The sequence below is a fragment of the Pseudomonas sp. CF161 genome, assembly GCF_000416215.1.
GTDB lineage: Bacteria > Pseudomonadota > Gammaproteobacteria > Pseudomonadales > Pseudomonadaceae > Aquipseudomonas.
Genome location: NZ_ATLP01000129.1, coordinates 1 through 17,944 on the forward strand (window position 1 = coordinate 1; position 17,944 = coordinate 17,944).

At 64.9% G+C, this 17,944-nt stretch carries 5 protein-coding genes; 3 read left to right on the forward strand and 2 right to left on the reverse strand.

What is annotated here, in order from left to right; genetic code table 11:
• The 3 genes from CF161_RS31490 to CF161_RS31500 form a co-directional block, all read left to right on the forward strand.
• Positions 1-3,551: non-ribosomal peptide synthetase (locus tag CF161_RS31490; protein ID WP_043231107.1), on the forward strand; the 3,551-nt coding region annotated here is incomplete at its 5' end.
• Complete coding sequence (locus CF161_RS31495; RefSeq protein WP_020300690.1) at positions 3,551-12,211, forward strand: non-ribosomal peptide synthetase; 8,661 nt, start codon at positions 3,551-3,553, stop codon at positions 12,209-12,211. The genes CF161_RS31490 and CF161_RS31495, both read left to right, overlap by 1 nt.
• A 68-nt stretch (positions 12,212-12,279) precedes the next feature.
• Positions 12,280-13,242 (forward strand): alpha/beta hydrolase, encoded by a 963-nt coding sequence (locus CF161_RS31500; RefSeq protein ID WP_020300691.1) that lies wholly within the window; start codon positions 12,280-12,282, stop codon positions 13,240-13,242.
• Between the two features lie 104 nt (positions 13,243-13,346).
• Here the strand turns inward: CF161_RS31500 and CF161_RS31505 are convergent, their stop codons facing one another.
• A complete protein-coding gene (locus tag CF161_RS31505; RefSeq protein ID WP_020300692.1) occupies positions 13,347-15,914 on the reverse strand; it encodes a TonB-dependent receptor in 2,568 nt (855 codons plus the stop codon).
• Between the two features lie 321 nt (positions 15,915-16,235).
• Positions 16,236-17,944, reverse strand: a 1,709-nt coding sequence (locus tag CF161_RS31510) for a non-ribosomal peptide synthetase (RefSeq protein WP_043231110.1), incomplete at its 5' end; no start/stop codon positions are given.

Below are 17,944 nucleotides of genomic sequence, written 5' to 3' on the forward strand. Positions count from 1 at the left end.
CCCTGCCTCTGACCGGCAACGGCAAGCTGGACCGCAAGGCCTTGCCCCAGCCCGATGCCAGCCTGTTGCAACAGGCCTATGTGGCGCCGCAAAGCGAGCTGGAACAGCAGATCGCGACGATCTGGCAAGACGTGCTGAAGCTGGAGCAAGTCGGCCTCACTGATGATTTCTTCGAACTGGGCGGGCATTCCCTGCTGGCGACCCAGGTGGTGTCGCGGGTGCGCCAGGGCCTGGGTCTTGAGGTGGCCCTGCGGACCTTGTTCGAACACAGCCGGCTGGCGGCGTTTGCCGAGTCCCTGGGTGGCACGACGTGCGCCGCCGAGCCACCGCTGAAAAGGGTCGAACGCAACAAGCCGCTGCCACTGTCCTATGCCCAGGAGCGGCAGCTGTTTCTGTGGCAGTTCTACCCCGAGAGCAACGCGTACCACATTCCGGCCGCCATCCGCATGCGCGGCGAGTTGGATATCCAAGCCCTGCAATACAGCCTGAATGCGCTTGTGGCGCGCCACGAAAGCCTGCGCACGACCTTCGTCGAACAAGGCGAACACAGCGTGCAGGTCATCGCCGACCACGCACTCCTTGGCCTGAGTGTGGATCAGCGACCGCTGCAGCCGCTCTCCCCCAAACACATCGAAGACTGCATCGAGCACGAAACCCGCAAGCCATTCAACCTGGCGCAAGGGCCTCTGCTGCGAGCCAGGCTCGTGCCTCTGGCCGACGACGATTACCTGTTGCTGCTGACACAGCACCACATCGTCTCGGACGGCTGGTCGACCCAGGTCATGGTCCAAGAGTTGATCGAACTCTATGCAGCCAACACCGAGCAGCGTGCACCGAACCTGCCCGAGCTGCCGATCCAGTACGCCGACTATGCGGTCTGGCAGCGGCAATGGATGGAAGCCGGCGAGCGCGAGCGGCAGCTGGCGTACTGGGTCGGGCAACTGGGCGGTGAGCAGAAGGCACTGGAACTGCCGACCGATCACCTGCGACCCGCCAGGCAGAGCTTTCGTGGCGCGAAAATCGATGTGCCATTGAGCGCCGCACTGAGCCAAGGCTTGAAGGCGCTGGCACACCGCGAAGGTGTTACCCCCTTTATGTTGCTCCTGGCGTCGTTCCAGATCTTGCTGCATCGCTACAGCGGACAGACGGATATTCGCGTCGGCGCCCCTATTGCCAACCGCAATCGGGTCGAGACCGAGCGCCTGATCGGCTTCTTCGTCAACACCCTGGTGCTGAAGTCGGAACTGAACGGCCTGATGCCCGTCACTCAGTTGCTGGCGCAAGTCAAACAGACCGCGCTGGATGCCCAGAGCCATCAGGACCTGCCGTTCGAACAACTGGTAGAAGCCCTGCAACCGGAACGCACCCTGAGCCAGAACCCGTTGTTCCAGGTGCTGTTCAACCATCACAGTGAACAGCTGCAACAGCGAACCGAGAGGCAACTGCCGAACCTGCAACTCGAAAGCCTGGAGGCCGACAGCCTCACCGCAAAATTCGACCTGGCCCTGGACACCTTCGACAGCAGCGAAGGCCTGCATGCCGTACTGACCTACGCCGCGGACCTGTTTGCGCCTTCGACGGTCGAGCGCATGGCCCGGCATTGGCAGAACCTGCTGCAGGCCATGGTCAGCGACCCTGCACAAGCCATCAGCGATCTGGCGATGATCGATGCCGGTGAACAACAACGGATGCTCAACCAGTGGAACGCGACGGCGGTCGACAATGCGCTGCAGCGGGCCATCCACCAGTTGATCGAAGAGCAGGTCGACAGAACTCCCGATGCACCGGCACTGGCTTTCGCCAGCGAGCAGTTGAGCTACCACCAGCTCAACCAGCGGGCCAACCAGCTCGCGCACAAGCTGATCGAACTGGGCGTGGGCCCGGATGTGCGGGTGGGTATCGCCCTTGAGCGCAGCGTGGAAATGATCGTCGGGCTGCTGGCCGTGCTCAAGGCTGGCGGCGCGTATGTGCCGCTGGATCCGGCCTACCCCGAGGACCGCCTGTTCTACATGATGCAGGACAGCGGGCTGCGGCTGCTGCTGACCCAGCGCGCGCTGCGGGAGCAACTGCCGATCCCCGAAGGGGTGCAGAGCCTGGAGCTGGATCAGGACCCGTCCTGGCTCGAGGGTTATGCCCAGGCCAACCCGATCCGCCAGCTCTCTCCGGAAAACCTGGCCTACGTCATCTACACCTCCGGCTCCACGGGCAAGCCCAAGGGGGTCATGGTGCGCCACGGCGCGTTGAACAACTTCATCTCGAGCATGGCCCGGGCTCCGGGGCTGGCCGGCAGCGATTGCATGATGTCGCTGACCACTTTCTCCTTCGATATCTTCGGCCTGGAAATCTACCTGCCGCTCAAGGTCGGCGCGCGCATTGTCCTCAGTGGCCAAGGCATGAACCTCGATCCCCAGGCCATCCTGGACAGCGTGCAACGCCAGGGCGTCACCGCGCTCCAGGCCACGCCTTCGACCTGGCGAATGCTCCTCGACCACCCGCACCACGAGGCCCTGCGCACCTGCAAGCTGCTGTGCGGCGGCGAAGCGCTGCCCGAGGAACTGGCAGCGCGCATGCTCGGGTTGTCGGCCCAGGTGTGGAACCTGTACGGCCCGACGGAAACCACCATCTGGTCGGCGGTCTACCCCCTGAGCCCGCAGCAGCCCGCACCGTACCTCGGGCACCCGATCGACAACACCTCGCTGTACATCGTCGACCCGTACCTGGCCACCGCGCCTGTGGGCGCCGCAGGCGAACTGCTGATTGGCGGCGATGGCCTGGCCCGGGGCTATTTCCAGCGTCCGGCGCTGACGGCGGAACGCTTCCTGCCGGATCCGTTCGGGCCACCGGGCGCGCGGGTCTATCGCACCGGCGACCTGGCCCGGTATCGCCAGGACGGCGTGATCGAGTACCTCAGCCGTATCGACCACCAGGTGAAGATCCGCGGCTTCAGGATCGAGCTGGGAGAAATCGAATCCCGGGTCCTGGAACTGGACGAAGTGCGTGAGGTGGCGGTCGTCGCCCATGACACCCACGCCGGACCACAACTGGTGGGTTATGTGGTGGCCGTCGAACCTCCAGCCGTTGCCGAGCACCCGGCCCTGCACCAGAAACTCAAGGCCTGGCTCGGCGAAAGCCTGCCGGACTACATGGTCCCGGCGCACTGGGTGGTCGTGGAAAAACTGCCGCTCACACCCAACGGCAAGCTGGATCGCAAGGCGCTGCCCGCGCTCGATATCAGCCTGCTGCAAAGAGCCTATGTCGCCCCCCACAGCGAGCTGGAAAAACAACTGGCGGCGATCTGGGCCAGCATCCTCAACGTCGAATCGATCGGCTTGAACGACAACTTCTTCGAACTCGGCGGGCACTCCCTGCTGGCGGTACGCGTGGTATCGCGGGTGCAACTGGAGCTGGGCATGCAGATGAGCGCACAACAGATGTTCCAGGCCCCCACCCTCGGCGCCCTGGCCGGCGAACTGCAACAGTCCGGCACCCCGATCGACACCCTGAAACTGAGCAAGCTAGAAGCACTGTTCGACGAAATGGAGGAAGTTTGATGGACCAGAATATGGCCGCACGAATCGCCAAGCGGTTCATCACCCTGCCGTTGGACAAGCGCACGCTGTTCCTGGAAAAGATGCTCGGCGAAGGCGTTTCACCCGCCAACCTGCCGATTCCTGCGGTGCAATCGGAGGTGGAGCGCATCCCCCTGTCGTTCGCCCAGGAACGCCAGTGGTTTCTCTGGCAACTGGAGCCCACCAGCACCGCCTATCACCTGTCTGTGGCCTTGCGCATGCAGGGCGAGCTGGATGTCCAGGCGCTGGAGCGCAGCTTCAATGCCTTGATCGAGCGCCACCAGACTTTGCGCACCACCTTTGAACAGACCGACGACGGCGCGGTGCAGGTGATTGCCCCGCAGTTGTCGCTCAAGGTGGTTGTCGAGCAGGCCGAGCCGGTGCCGGACGCGCTGGCCCGCGAGGGTGTGATCAAGGCCTTCGTCGATGCCCAGACCCAGGCGCTGTTCGACCTGCAACAGGGCCCCCTGCTGCGGGTCAGGTTGCTGCGGCTGGCGGCCCACGAGCACATCATGGTGATCGCCCAGCACCATATTGTTTCCGACGCGGCCTCGCTGCAGGTCATGGTCAGCGACCTGGTCCAGCTGTATGCCGCCGCCAGCCTGGGGCAGCCGGCCGACCTGGCGCCACTGCCGATCCAGTACGCCGACTACGCCATCTGGCAACGACGCTGGATGGAAGCCGGCGAGCGCGAGCGGCAACTGGCCTACTGGACGGACCAGCTCGGCGCTGAACAACCGGTGCTCGAACTGCCCCTCGATCGGCCACGCCCGGCGGTCCAGAGCTACCGCGGCGCACGCCTGGATATCGTGCTCGACACAGCCCTGGGCCAGGGCCTCCAACAGCTCGCCCAGCAGCAAAACGTGACCCCGTTCATGCTGTTGCTGGCCTCGTTCCAGACCTTGCTGCACCGCTACAGCCGCCAGGACGACATCCGCATCGGTGTGCCGGTGGCCAACCGCAATCGGGTTGAAACCGAAGGCCTGATCGGCTTCTTCGTCAACACCCAGGTACTCAAGGCCGACTTCACCGAGGCGCTGCGCTTCTGCGACCTGCTGCAACAGGTCAAGCACACCGCGATGCAGGCCCAGGCCTACCAGGACCTGCCGTTCGGCCATCTGGTGGAAGCCCTGCAACCGGAACGCAACCTGAGCCTTACGCCGCTGTTCCAGGTGCTGTACAACCACCGCGGTTCGGCCCGGGACGCCAGCAGCGAGAAACCGACGCACCCGCAACCGCTGCTGATCGAAAGCCTGGACTGGGAAATCACCAGCGCCCAGTTCGACCTGACCCTGAACACGGTGGAGTCCGCCGAGGGCATCGCCGCGACACTGACCTACGCCACGGATCTGTTCGACCGCAGCACCGTCGAACGCCTGGCCGGTCACTGGCAGAACCTGCTGCGGGGAATCGTCGCCAACCCGCAGCACGCCATTGCCGAGCTGCCGTTGCTGGACGCCAGCGAGCAACAACAGAACCTCAAGCAGTGGAACCCCGATACGGCGCACTGCCCCAGCGAACGCTGCCTGCACCACCTGATCGAAGCCCAGGCCGAACGCACGCCCCAGGCCATCGCGGTGAGCCTGGGCCAGCAACAGTTGACCTATGCCCAGCTCAACAGCCGCGCCAACCAGTTGGCCCACGCCCTGATCGAACACCAGGTCGGGCCGGACGTCATGGTCGGGCTGGCGGTCGAGCGCAGCCTGGAGATGATCATCGGCCTGCTGGCCATCCTCAAGGCCGGCGGCGCCTACGTGCCGCTGGACCCGGCCTACCCGCAGGAGCGCCTGGCCTACATGATGCAAGACAGCGGCCTGGCGCTGTTGCTGACCCAGGCCGAGGTCCGGGATCGCCTGCCGATCCCCGCGCAGGTCAGGACCCTGCTGATCGACGCCCACGAACCGGACCGCTTCAGCAGCGCCAACCCGCAGGTCGCGCTGGACCCGGCCAACCTGGCCTATGTGATCTACACCTCCGGCTCCACCGGCAACCCCAAGGGCGCCCTGCTCGCCCATCACAACGTGCTGCGCCTGTTCAAGGCCACCGAGGGCTGGTTCCAGTTCGGCCCGCAGGACGTCTGGAGCCTGTTCCACTCCTATGCCTTCGACTTCTCGGTCTGGGAGATCTTTGGCGCACTGCTCTACGGCGGCCGGCTGGCCATAGTGCCGCAGGAGGTCAGCCGTTCACCGGAAGACTTCTTCACGCTGTTGTGCGACGAGGGCGTCACGGTGCTGAACCAGACCCCGTCCGCCTTCAAGCAATTGCTGCAAGTGGCCTGTGCCCCCGAGCAGGCCGGGGCCAGCCTCGCCCTGCGCTATGTGGTGTTTGGCGGCGAAGCCCTGGACGTGCAGAGCCTGCGCCCATGGTTCCAGCGGTTTGGCGACCAGCAGCCGCAGTTGATCAACATGTACGGCATCACCGAAACCACGGTGCACGTGACCTACCGCCCCATCACCCTGGCCGACTTGCAGCAGGAAGCTTGCAGCCCGATCGGCGTACCGATTCCCGACCTGTCCTGGTACCTGCTCGACGCGCATTTGAACCCGGTGCCCAAAGGCTGCATCGGTGAGCTGTATATCGGCCGGGCCGGCCTGGCGCGCGGCTATCTGAAACGCGCCGACCTGAGCGCCACGCGCTTTATTCCCGACCCGTTCGGGGCCCCGGGTGAACGCCTGTACCGTACCGGAGACCTGGCGCGCTATCGCGCCGACGGCGTGATCGAGTACGCCGGGCGCATCGACCATCAGGTCAAGATCCGCGGTTTCCGCATCGAACTGGGAGAAATCGAAGCCCGTTTGCTGCACCTGCCGCAGATTCGCGAAGCGGTGGTGCTGGCACAAGCCGGACCGAATGGCCAGCAACTGGTGGCTTATGTGGTGCCCAACAACGCCCCCGACGGGGCCGAGGCCAGCGGCGCGCTGCGCGATGAGATCAAGGCCCGGCTCAAGGAAGAGCTGCCGGACTACATGGTTCCGGCGCACCTGTTGTTTATCCCGCAGCTGCCGCTGACGGCCAATGGCAAGCTGGACCGCAAGGCCCTGCCACAACCGGACGCCAGCCAACTGCAACGGGCCTATGTGGCGCCGCAAAGCGAGCTGGAACAGCGCCTCGCCGCACTCTGGCAAAGCGTGCTGAAACTGCCGCAAGTGGGGTTGAACGACAACTTCTTCGAACTCGGCGGCGACTCGATCATCTCCATCCAGCTGGTCAGCCGCGCGCGCCAGGCCGGCATTCGCTTCAGCCCCAAGGACCTGTTTCAGCACCAGACCGTCAGGAGCCTGGCCAACGTCGCCCAGACCACCCAGGACAGCGAGCAAATCGACCAGGGCGCGGTCACGGGCACTACGCCGTTGCTGGCCATCCAGCAGATGTTTTTCGAGACCCCGATTCCCCAGCGCCAGCACTGGAACCAGTCGGTCATGCTCAAGCCCGCCAAGCCGTTGGACGGCGAACTGCTGGAGCAGACCCTGCAGCACCTGACCCGCCACCACGATGCCCTGCGCCTTTGTTTCAGCGAGGATCACGGGCAATGGCACGCGACGTTCCTGGCGCCCCAGCCGAGCACCCGACTGCTCTGGCAGGCAAGCGTCGCCAACAGCGACGAACTGGAACACTGGGCGGAAAAAGCCCAGGCCAGCCTCGACCTGCACGCCGGCCCCTTGCTGCGCGGGCTGCTGGCCACGTTGCAGGACGGCAGTCAGCGCCTGTTGCTGGTGGTGCACCACCTGGCGGTCGACGGGGTGTCGTGGCGGATTCTTTTCGAAGACCTGCAACACGCCTACACCCAGTTGCTCAATGGCCAGGCCGTGGCCCTGCAAGACAAGACCAGCGCCGTCAAGGACTGGGCCGAACAGCTGCAACGCCACGCCCGCAGTGAGGCCTTGCAGCAGGAACTGGCCTATTGGCAGGAGCAATTGCAGGACGTGCCGGCAACCCTGCCCTGCGATCGCCCCGACGGTGGCCTGCAGAACCGCCATGGGCGCAGCCTGGAAACACGCCTGGACCCGCACCTGACCCGACAACTGCTGCAAGACGCCCCCGCGGCCTACCGGACCCAGATCAACGACCTGCTGCTCACCGCCCTGGCCAGGGTGCTCCAGCGCTGGACCGGTTACTCCAGCAACCTGATCCAGCTCGAAGGCCATGGCCGCGAAGAGCTGTTCGATCATCTGGACCTGACGCGCACCGTCGGCTGGTTCACCAGTGTCTTCCCGGTCAAGTTGAGCCTGGCTGCTGACCTGGGCGACTCGATCAAGCAGATCAAGGAGCAACTGCGGGCGATCCCCAACAAAGGCATCGGCTTCGGTGCCCTGCGCTACCTCGGGGACCCACAGACCCGGGACACCCTGAGCCGTTTGCCCGAGCCGCGGATCACCTTCAACTACCTGGGCCAGTTCGATGGCAGCTTCGATCGCGAGCAAGGGGCGCTGTTCGCCCCCGCCGAGGAAAGCACCGGCGCCAATCAAAGCCCTCAGGCGCCCCTGGGCAACTGGCTCAGCCTCAATGGCCAGGTCTACGGTGGCGAGCTGAAGATCGGCTGGGGCTACAGCAGCGACATGTTCGACGATGCGACCATCCAGCGCCTGGCGGACGACTTTGCCCGTGAACTGGCGCTGGTTATCGAACATTGCTGCGACCCGCGCCATCAGGGGCTGACCCCGGCGGATTTCCCGGTCGCCCGCGTCACCCAGCAGCAACTGGACCGCCTGCCGGTCCCGGCCAATCGGGTGGAGGACCTTTATCCGCTGTCACCGATGCAGCAAGGCATGCTGTTCCACAGCCTGGAGGCCTCCGGCGACAGCCTGTACATCAACCAGATGAGCGTCGCGGTCGAAGGCCTGGACCCCGAGCGGTTCATTGCCGCGTGGAACAGCGCCATTGCCCGCCATGAAATCCTGCGCAGCGGGTTCTGGTCGGCCAGCGAACTCGCCGAGCCGCTGCAGGTTGTGTACAAGAGTGCCACCCTGCCGACCCGGCTCCTCGACTGGCAGGATCGCCCCTTCGACCCGCAAGCGCTGGAGGCCCTGCTCGCCGAGGACTGTGCCGAAGGTTTCGACCTGCTGCGCGCGCCGCTGACCCGCCTGACCCTGGTCAAGCTCGACGAGCAACGCCATCACCTGATCTGGACCAGCCACCACATCCTCATGGATGGCTGGTCCAGCTCGCGCCTGCTGGGTGAGGTCTTCGAGCTCTACAACGGTCGCCCCGCGCCGGCCATCCGCGGGCATTACCGTGACTACATCCAGTGGTTGCAGAACCAGTCCCAGGCCACCCTCGAGCAGTTCTGGAAAGACAAGCTGCAAGGCTTCGGCGGCTCGACCTCGCTGTCCAACAGCCTGAGCCCGCGCCCTGCCGCCGACCTGCCAGGCCATGCCGCGCTGTACCTGAATTGGGATGAAGGCCAGACCCGGCGCCTGCGCGAGCAGGCGCAACGCCTGCGAGTGACCCCCAACACGCTGATCCAGGCCACCTGGCTGCTCTTGCTGCAACGCTACACCGGCCAGGAAAGCGTGTGCTTCGGCGCCACCGTGGCCGGTCGTCCGGCCAGCCTGCCGGGCGCCGAAGACGTGCTCGGGCTGTTCATCAATACCCTGCCGATCATCCAGGCGCCGCAGCCGCAGGCACTGCTGGGGCAGTGGCTGCAGGATCTGCAGAGCTACAACCTGGAAGTCCGCGATCACGAACATGCCTCCCTGGCCGATGTGCAACGCTGGTCCGGTCACGGCGGCCAGGCGCTGTTCGACAGCATCATCGTGTTCGAAAACTACCCGGTGGATGAGCGTCTGCAGGAGGCCGGGCAGAATCAGCTCAGCTTCGGCGAAGTCAGCAACCGCGACGTCACCAACTTCGCCATGGACCTGGCGATCAACCTCGGCACGACGCTGAAGATCGAGTTCCTGTACCTGCGCAACCGCTTTACCGCAGACGCCACCGAGCAGGTCCGACGCAGCTTCGAGACGCTGCTGCTGGCCATGCTCGATCAGCCGGACGCGACCCTGGGCAGCCTCGGCATGCTGGCCGCCGCCGAGCAGCACGCCCTGCTGCTGAGCAACCAACTGCCAGCCCCGAGCACTTGCCTGCCGCTGCTGGCCGAGGTCGTGCGCCACCACGCCAGCACCCGCCCGGAGGCCCTGGCAGTGGTCTGTGGCGATAGCCGCCTGACCTATGGCGAGCTGGAAGCCCGGGCCAACCGCCTGGCCCATTACCTGATCAGCCAGGGCGTGGGGCCGGAAGTGTTCGTCGGCATCGCCCTGGAACGCTCGGTGGAGGTGATCGTGGCCTTCTACGCCGTGATGAAGACCGGTGGCGCCTATGTGCCACTGGACATCGACTATCCGCCGGAGCGCATCCAGTGGATCGTCGAAGACTCGGCCATGGGCGTGCTGATCACCCAGAGCGCCCTGGCTTCACGTTTTGAGGGCCTCTCGACGCCACGCCTGGAGCTCGACCGGCTGCAACTGGATACACAGCCGTCGACCTGCCCGGCCACGGCCGTGCTGGACGACAACCTCGCGTACCTGATCTACACCTCGGGGTCCACCGGCAAACCCAAGGGCGTGGCGGTGTCCCATGGTCAGATCCGCATGCATTGCCAGGCGATTGCCCAGCGCTATGAGATGGATGTGAATACCCGCGAATTGCTGTTTATGTCCTTTGCCTTCGACGGCGCCCAGGAACGCTGGCTGGCGACCCTGCTCAGCGGCGCCCAACTGGTGGTTCGTGGCAACCAGCTGTGGACCCCGGAAGAAACCTGGCACGCACTGCATGGGCATCAGATCAGCATCGCCTGCTTCCCCCCGGCCTACCTGCAGCAACTGGCCGAGTTCGCCGAAAGCCAGGACCAGCCACCACCGCCGGTGCGCATCTATTGCTTCGGCGGCGATGCGGTGGCCGAAGCCAACTTCGAGCTCGTCAAGCGCGCCCTCAAGCCCGCCTACCTGACCAATGGCTACGGCCCGACGGAGACGGTCGTGACCCCGCTGCTGTGGAAGGTCAACGCTGACCAGCACTGCGGCGCGGTCTACGCGCCGATCGGCACCCGCATCGGGGAACGCACTTTGTACGTGCTCGACGAGCAGCTCAACCCGCTGCCCAATGGCGTCGCGGGCGAGCTGTACATCGGTGGCGAAGGCGTGGCCCGGGGTTATCACCAGCGCCCCGGCCTGAGTGCCGAGCGGTTTGTCGTCGACCCGTTCAGCGCCAGTGGCAGCCGCCTGTATCGCACCGGTGACCTGGTGCGCCAGCGCGCCGACGGCGTGATCGACTACCTCGGGCGCCTGGACAACCAGGTCAAGATCCGTGGCTTTCGCATCGAGCTGGGAGAAATCGAGGCCCGCCTGCGCGAACAGGCCCCGGTGCAGGACGCGGTGGTGGTCGCCCGGGAAACCAGCGCCGGCAAACAACTGATCGGTTATGTGGTCGCCGCCCCGGACCCGAGCCTGGGCGAGCAATTGCGCAGCGCCTTGGGTCGGGAACTGCCCGACTACATGGTGCCTTCGCAGATCCTGGTCCTGGCGGTCTTGCCATTGAACCCCAACGGCAAGCTGGATCGCCTGGCCCTGCCGGACCCGGACTTCAAGGGACGGGCGTTCGTCGCGCCGCGCAATGCCCTGGAACAGGCCCTGGCCAGTATCTGGCAAGAGGTCCTGGAGCTTGAGCAGGTCGGCGTCACCGATAACTTCTTCGAGCTGGGCGGCGACTCCCTGCGGATTCTCAAGGTCCTGTCCAAGGTCCGCGGCCGCAGCGACCTGGGCATCGAGCTGAAGCTGCGGGACATGATCGGCAAGCCGACCATTGCCGAGCTGTCGGGCTACGACCCCGAGGCGCACAACAGCCTCGACCCGTTGCTGCTGCTCAACAGCCGGGTGGCGACACGTCGTCCGTTGTTCTGCCTGCACGCCGGCTTCGGCACGGTGTTCGACTACGAGCCCCTGGCCCGGCGCCTGGAAGGTCAGCGCAGTGTCTACGGGCTGCAATGCCGGATGCTGCTGGACCGTCACTGGGAGGACGAATCCCTGGGCGCCATGGCCATCGACTATGCCCAGTACATTCGCCAGAAACAGGCTGACGGCCCGTACCACCTGCTGGGCTGGTCCCTGGGTGGCACCCTGGCGCTGCTGGTGGCCCAGGAGCTGGAGAGTCAGGGGCAACAGGTGGAGTTTCTGGGGCTGGTGGACAGCTTTGTGCCGAGCCTGACCCCCGAAGCCGACAATGACGACTGGAGCGATGATCTGCGTAGCTTCCTCGCGGTGATTTTCGGCTTGCCGGCGCACCAGTTGCCGGCGTTCAGCCTTCGCGCCCACAGCGACCTGGCGACCCTGGAGCCGCTGATCGCCGGGGTGCAACAGGCCCTGGCGAGCGCCTCGGCTTACGCCGGGATCAGCAGCGATGAGCTGGCCCACACCTTCAGCGTGGCCATGAAACTCAAGGCCCTGTCGCTGCAACTGGACGCCCTGCCCGAGACCCGCAGCCGCCCGTATTGCTGGTGGGCCAAGGCCAACGCCAGCGACCCGGACCAGCACCTCGCAGCGGCCCAGGCCAACGAGCAACTGCTGGCCGGGCACTTTGACATCCTCAAGCAAGCGGCCTTCCTCGAGGACGCACTGCAACAGCTGGAGCAACCGGAAACGGTGGCCCCGTAAGCCCTTTGCCGCTGCGGAGGGTCCGCAGCGGCAGCCTCAACCGACACAGTTTTCACAAGGAACCCGCAATGCCCCTGGACCCCGATCTCGAAGGCTTTCTGGAGCTGGCCCAAATGGGCCGCCTGAGCGGCAAGAGCCAGCCCATGCATGCGTTGAGCGTGCAGCAGGCCCGCGCCGAATTCGAGCAGACCTCCGCCGTGCTCGACCCCTGCCCGCCGGCCTCGGTCAGCGTCACCACCCTGAGCCTGCCGACCCGGGACGGCCAGGCCATGCCGGCACGGCTGTACCGCGCCGCAGGCACCGGCAGCGAACTGCAAGCGACGATTCTGTACCTGCATGGCGGCGGCTATGTGGTCGGCAGCCTGGACTCCCACGACTCGATCTGTCGGCGCCTGGCCGCCAGCGGCCGGCATGCGGTCCTGGCGCCGGCCTATCGCCTGGCCCCGGAATCACCGTTCCCGACCGCCGTACACGACGCCCTGGATGCGGCCAACTGGCTGGCGGAAAATGCCGCCTCGCTGCACCTGGACCACCAGCGCACCCACGTCGCCGGCGACAGCGTCGGCGCCACCCTGGCCACCGTGCTGGCCATTATGGCGGTCATGCAGCCCCGGCAGATCCAGCTCAAGCCCAGGAGCCAATTGCTGTTTTACCCGGTGACCGACACCTCGACGCTGCGCCCTTCCCACGCCCGCTTTGCCGAAGACCACCTGCTGGAAACCGCGACCCTGGAGTGGTTTTACCAGCACTACTGCCCGACGCCGGAGCAGCGCCTGGACTGGCGGGTATCGCCCCTGCTGACCCAGGACCTGCCGGCCCTGGCCCCGGCCTACATCAGCCTCGCGGAATATGACCCGCTGTATGACGAAGGCCTGGCCTACGCCGAGCGCCTGCAGGCACGCGGCACCGCGGTGACCCTTGAGGTGCAGAAGGGCCTGACCCATGACTTCCTGCGCATGAATGGCATCGTTGCCGGGGTCGAGGGGATCTACCACAAGCTTGAGCAATGGCTGGCCGATCAACCCGCTTGATACCTTGCGCCCAATAAAAAGCCCGATGCAGTGCATCGGGCTTTTTATTGGGCGCAACTGGTTATAGGGGCCAGCTGGGCGACAGGCGTCGCCGCCGATGTGACCTACCAGAATGTCCCGCGCAGGGTCAGCATCTGGTTGCGCGGTTCGCCGTACCAGTTCTGCCGATTGGAAGGGCCGACTGTCGAGTAGTAGACCTTGTCGAAAATATTGTTGAGGTTGTAGGCCAGGGTCCAGTGCTCATCCACCCGGTATTCCGCCATGGCATTCCAGACCGCGTAGCCACTCTGGTTATAGTCGAAGGGGTGAGTCAATGGCCGGCCATTAGGGCCGGGCACCGGCTTGAGGTCGCTATCCAGCACGGTGGCCACACCGCTGACGTAGTCTTTGCTCTGCAGCGTCACCCCGCCCCCGACCTTCAGGTCATTGAGCACGCCCGGCAGGCGATAGGTGGACCACAGCTTGGCGCTGTGCCTCGGCGTGATGCTGCTGAAGGTGGAATTGGTCGTACGGTCCTTGTTGTGGTTGTAGGTGTAGCCCGCCATGAGGTTCCAGTCAGGCATGACTTCGCCGCTGATCTCGGCATCGAAGCCTTTGCTGACCACCTTGCCCTGGGCCAGGTAGCAGCAACTGCCGGCGAACAGCACGTCAGTCTCGGGGTAGTTTGGATCGAGTACGGCCTGGTTTTCACGCTCGGTGTAGTACAGCGCAAACGAGGTATTGACGGCCCCACCCCACAACTCGCCCTTGATCCCGGTTTCATAGGTCTTGCCGGTCATGGCCTCCAGCGCGCTACCGGGCAACGGGCCCTTGGATTGCAGCTGCTGCGGCTTGTAGATCTCTGAATAGCTGACATAGGTCGACCACTGGTCATTCAGGTCAAAGACCAGGCCGCCGTAGGGGACCACCTTGGTCGGTTCGCGACGGTGGACGTCGGACAGCGTGGTCCAGGCATCCGGGTTGGCGGGGTCGATCGGGTCGACGTCACGCTCGCGATAGGTCTGGTCAAACTTGTAGCGCTGCACCCGGGCACCGACGATCAGGTGCAGCGGATCGGCCAGTTGCAGGCGCAAGGTCGAGTACAGGCCGTACTGGGCTTGTGAGTTGGGGCTGTAGTCCCGGGTGTAGCGCCGGTCGTTGGGCTGGTTGGGCCAGGGCGTGGAATCCGGGTCGAATACATCCACATTACCGCCATTGGGCAAACCATCGGTCCCGCGCCAACGGCTGGTGATCTTCTGATAGTCCGCCCCCAGGAGCAGTTCGTGCTCGCGATCAAAAGCCGTGAATTTGCCGGCAAGGTTCATGTCGAAAAGCCGCTGCTCACTGCGATAGGAGTTGATCGAGCCGTACCAGAAAGGCCCGGTCTTATCGACCAGATCCACCCCGCCCAGGACCGCGGAGCTCTTGATCAGGCCCGACTCCAGGGTTTGGGTGTAGCTGAGGTTGCCCTTCCAGTTGTCGTTGAATTCATGGTCGACCTTGGCAAACAGCTCGTCCGAGCGACCATCCTGGTAGGCCCAGTTGGTGGTCAGGCTGGTGCGCCGGGACAAGCCCAGGTCACCGCCATCGAGGTAGCGCGGCACACCGGTGCCGATGCCGTTGTCGTGCAGGCGTTCGGACCGACCGCCCAGGGTCAGGCGCGTGGCGTCGGTGACATCCGCTTCGAGCACGCCATAGAGGATGGGTTTTTCAGTGCTGCGATTGTCCAGGAAGTACTGGCGGTCGGTGTAGGCCGCCACCAGTCGCCCGCGCAGCTTGCCATCAAAGGCCAAGGGGCCGGTGACATCGAGCTGCGTACGGTAGTTGTCCCAGGTCCCTGCGGAAGTCTCGACCTTCAACTGATAGGCATCCAGGGGGCGTTTGCGCACCAGGTTGATCATGCCGCCCGGATCGCCGGTGCCGCCGAACAAACCGGAGGACCCGCGCAGCACTTCAACGTGGTCGAACTCCACCAGGTCATAGTTTTTATACGAATAGAAACTACCGGCCGTGGTCCCCAGGGCCATGGGGGCCGCCCCATCGATCTGGATATTCTCGATGACGAAGCCGCGCGAGTAGTAGCTGGACAGGTTGGAGTTGGCGGTTTTCACCGTGATCCCGGGAGTCTCCTTCATCGCATCGGTCAGGCTGCTCATGCGCCGCTCCTGGATCACCTGGTTGGTGATCACCGACACCGATTGCGGGGTCTGGCGCAAGCTGGTCGGGGTCTTCGAACCCACGCTGGTCAAGCCGGTGGTGTAGGAGCCCGAGTTCTCGGTCATCTCCCCCATGCCCTGGCCTTTGATACTGGTGGTGCCCAGTTCCAGCGCCGTGGAAGAACCGGCGTCATTGGTCAGGAACACCGTGTTGTTCTCGATCCGATACTTCAGCCCCGCGCCTTGCAGCAAGGTGTTCAGAGCCTCCCCAGGCTCCATTTCACCCACCACCGGCGAGGACTTCTTGCCGCGCACCAGTTCCGGTCCATAGAGAATCTGCAGGCCGGTCTGGTTCCCCAGTTCAGTCAGCGCCTTGTCCAGCGGCTGGGCCGGGATATTGACGTGGGCGCTTTGTGCCTGGACGCCGCTGGAGACGCCAAGGGCCAGACCCAAGACTACGATGGAAGCCGACGTGCGCCAGAGGGCCAATGGCTGTTTCAGCACATCCCGTGCGCGCCGTGTCTGTTCAGGTTTCATAGCGTTGGATCACCCCAGATATCGTCATTCAAGTTGGAAGATCGCCACCTCTTGGGATGGCTGACCGGTCAGTTGGCGGTCCACTGCCACAATCGTCCCGGCGTCATGAGGGGGCGATTTCCTTCAAATTCGGTGTCGAGCCATTAGAAGACGAGCAAAAATAAAATAAATTAGAAAGATTCACATTCAGGACACAAAAAAATACAAAGCACCGCCGGCGCGACGGGCCAGAGGTCGGTTTTTCATGACAGGGGGGCTGAAAAAAAAGCCCCTGCCAGAGCCGTTGGCCGGCTCGGGCAGGGGCAGCCAGGCTGGGGGGAATCAGCCTTCGAGTTGCTCTTTGGCCTGCTGCAACTGACGCGCCTTTTCCAGTAACAGGGCTTTTTCTTCGGGGCTCATGGCGTCCAGGCGCAGGCGCGCCTGGGCCTGTTTCTCCAACTGCCCCGGCGCTGTTTCCTGCAAGCGCAAAGCCTGGGCCAGTGCCGCCACCGTCGGGTTGTCGAAGACCACCCCGGGATGGGTTTCGCATTGCAGCAGCTTGCGAATCCCCGCCACCAGCTTGATCACCAGCAACGAATGCCCACCGGCGGCAAAGAAGTCCTGCTCGATGCTCAGGCGCTCCAGCCCCAACAACTGCGCCATGCGCGCCGCAAGCAACTGCTCCAGGGCATCCCGTGGTGCCACGTACTCGGCCTGCACCAGGCTCAGGTCGCGCTGCTGCAAGGCCTGGCGATCGACCTTGCCGTTGCCCAGGCGCGGCATCGAGTCCACGAGCTGGATATGCCGCGGCAACATGGCGGCCGGCAACTGCTCGGCCAGCTGTGCCGCCAGGGTCGCTGGCAAATCCCCGGCCCCGGTGGGCGCGGCGACCACAAAGGCGATCGGCTCGCCTGGCCCCTCCTCGCGCTTGCCCAGCACCACCACCGCTTCATTGACCCCCGGCAGGCGCAGCAACTGGGCCTCGATCTCGGCCAGTTCGATGCGGAACCCGCGCACCTTGACCTGCTGGTCGCGGCGCCCGAACAGCTGCACCCCGCCTTCGGGACGGTAGCGGGCCAGGTCGCCGCTGCGGTACAGGCGCTGGCCATCCAGGGGGCTGGTGATAAATGCCTGGGCCTCCTGCTCGGGGGCGTGCAGATAACCCCGGGCCAGTTGCTGCCCACCGATATACAGCTCACCCAATTCACCGGTGGCCATCAGTTGCAGGCGCTCACCGAGCACCAGCACCTGGTTGTTGGCCAGCACCCGGGTCAGGGGCATGCTCACCTGCTGCGCATCCGCAGGCGACAGCGGATGGACCAGCACCCCGACCGTGGTCTCGGTCGGACCGTAGTGGTTGAACACCCGGCAGTCCGCCTTGATCTGATAGATCCGCTGCAGCAGGCGTCCGGGGATCGCTTCACCGCCCAGGATCAGCGTGGCAGGCAGGGCCGGCGGTTCGGCCTCGAGCAAGGCCGCCAGGTGGGAGGGCACGATTTTCAGGCAGTCGATGCCCTGCTCCCGGATAAAACCGGCAAAGGCATGGGGATCCTGCATCACCTGATCGTCGGCAATGTGCAGGGCCGCGCCGTTGTACAGCGCGCCGAACAAGGCGGTGTTGCCAAGGTCGGCGGCCACCGTCGAACCCAGGGCGAAGTGCCGGCAGGCTGCCAGCTCCAGGGCATCACTGACCCCGGCGGTGTAGTTGAGCAGTTGCCGGTGTTCGATCACCACGCCCTTAGGCGTGCCGGTGGTGCCCGAGGTGAAGAGCACATAGGCGACATCAGTGGCCTGCGGGGCGTGCCGGGCGAGCAGCGAGCCGTCCTGGGCCGCCGTCGATTCCCCGGCGATATCCAGGGCCTCGACGCCCCGCGCCTGCCAGGCCGGCAACTGTTCGGCCGCCGCTACCACCCAGGGGGTCTGCGCCTGCTCGATGATGTGCGCCTGACGGGCCAGAGGCCATTGTGGATCCAGCGGCAAGTAGCCGGCACCGACGCGCCAACTGGCCAGAATCGCCACGATCAGCTCGGCGGATCGGGGCAGCGCCAGCG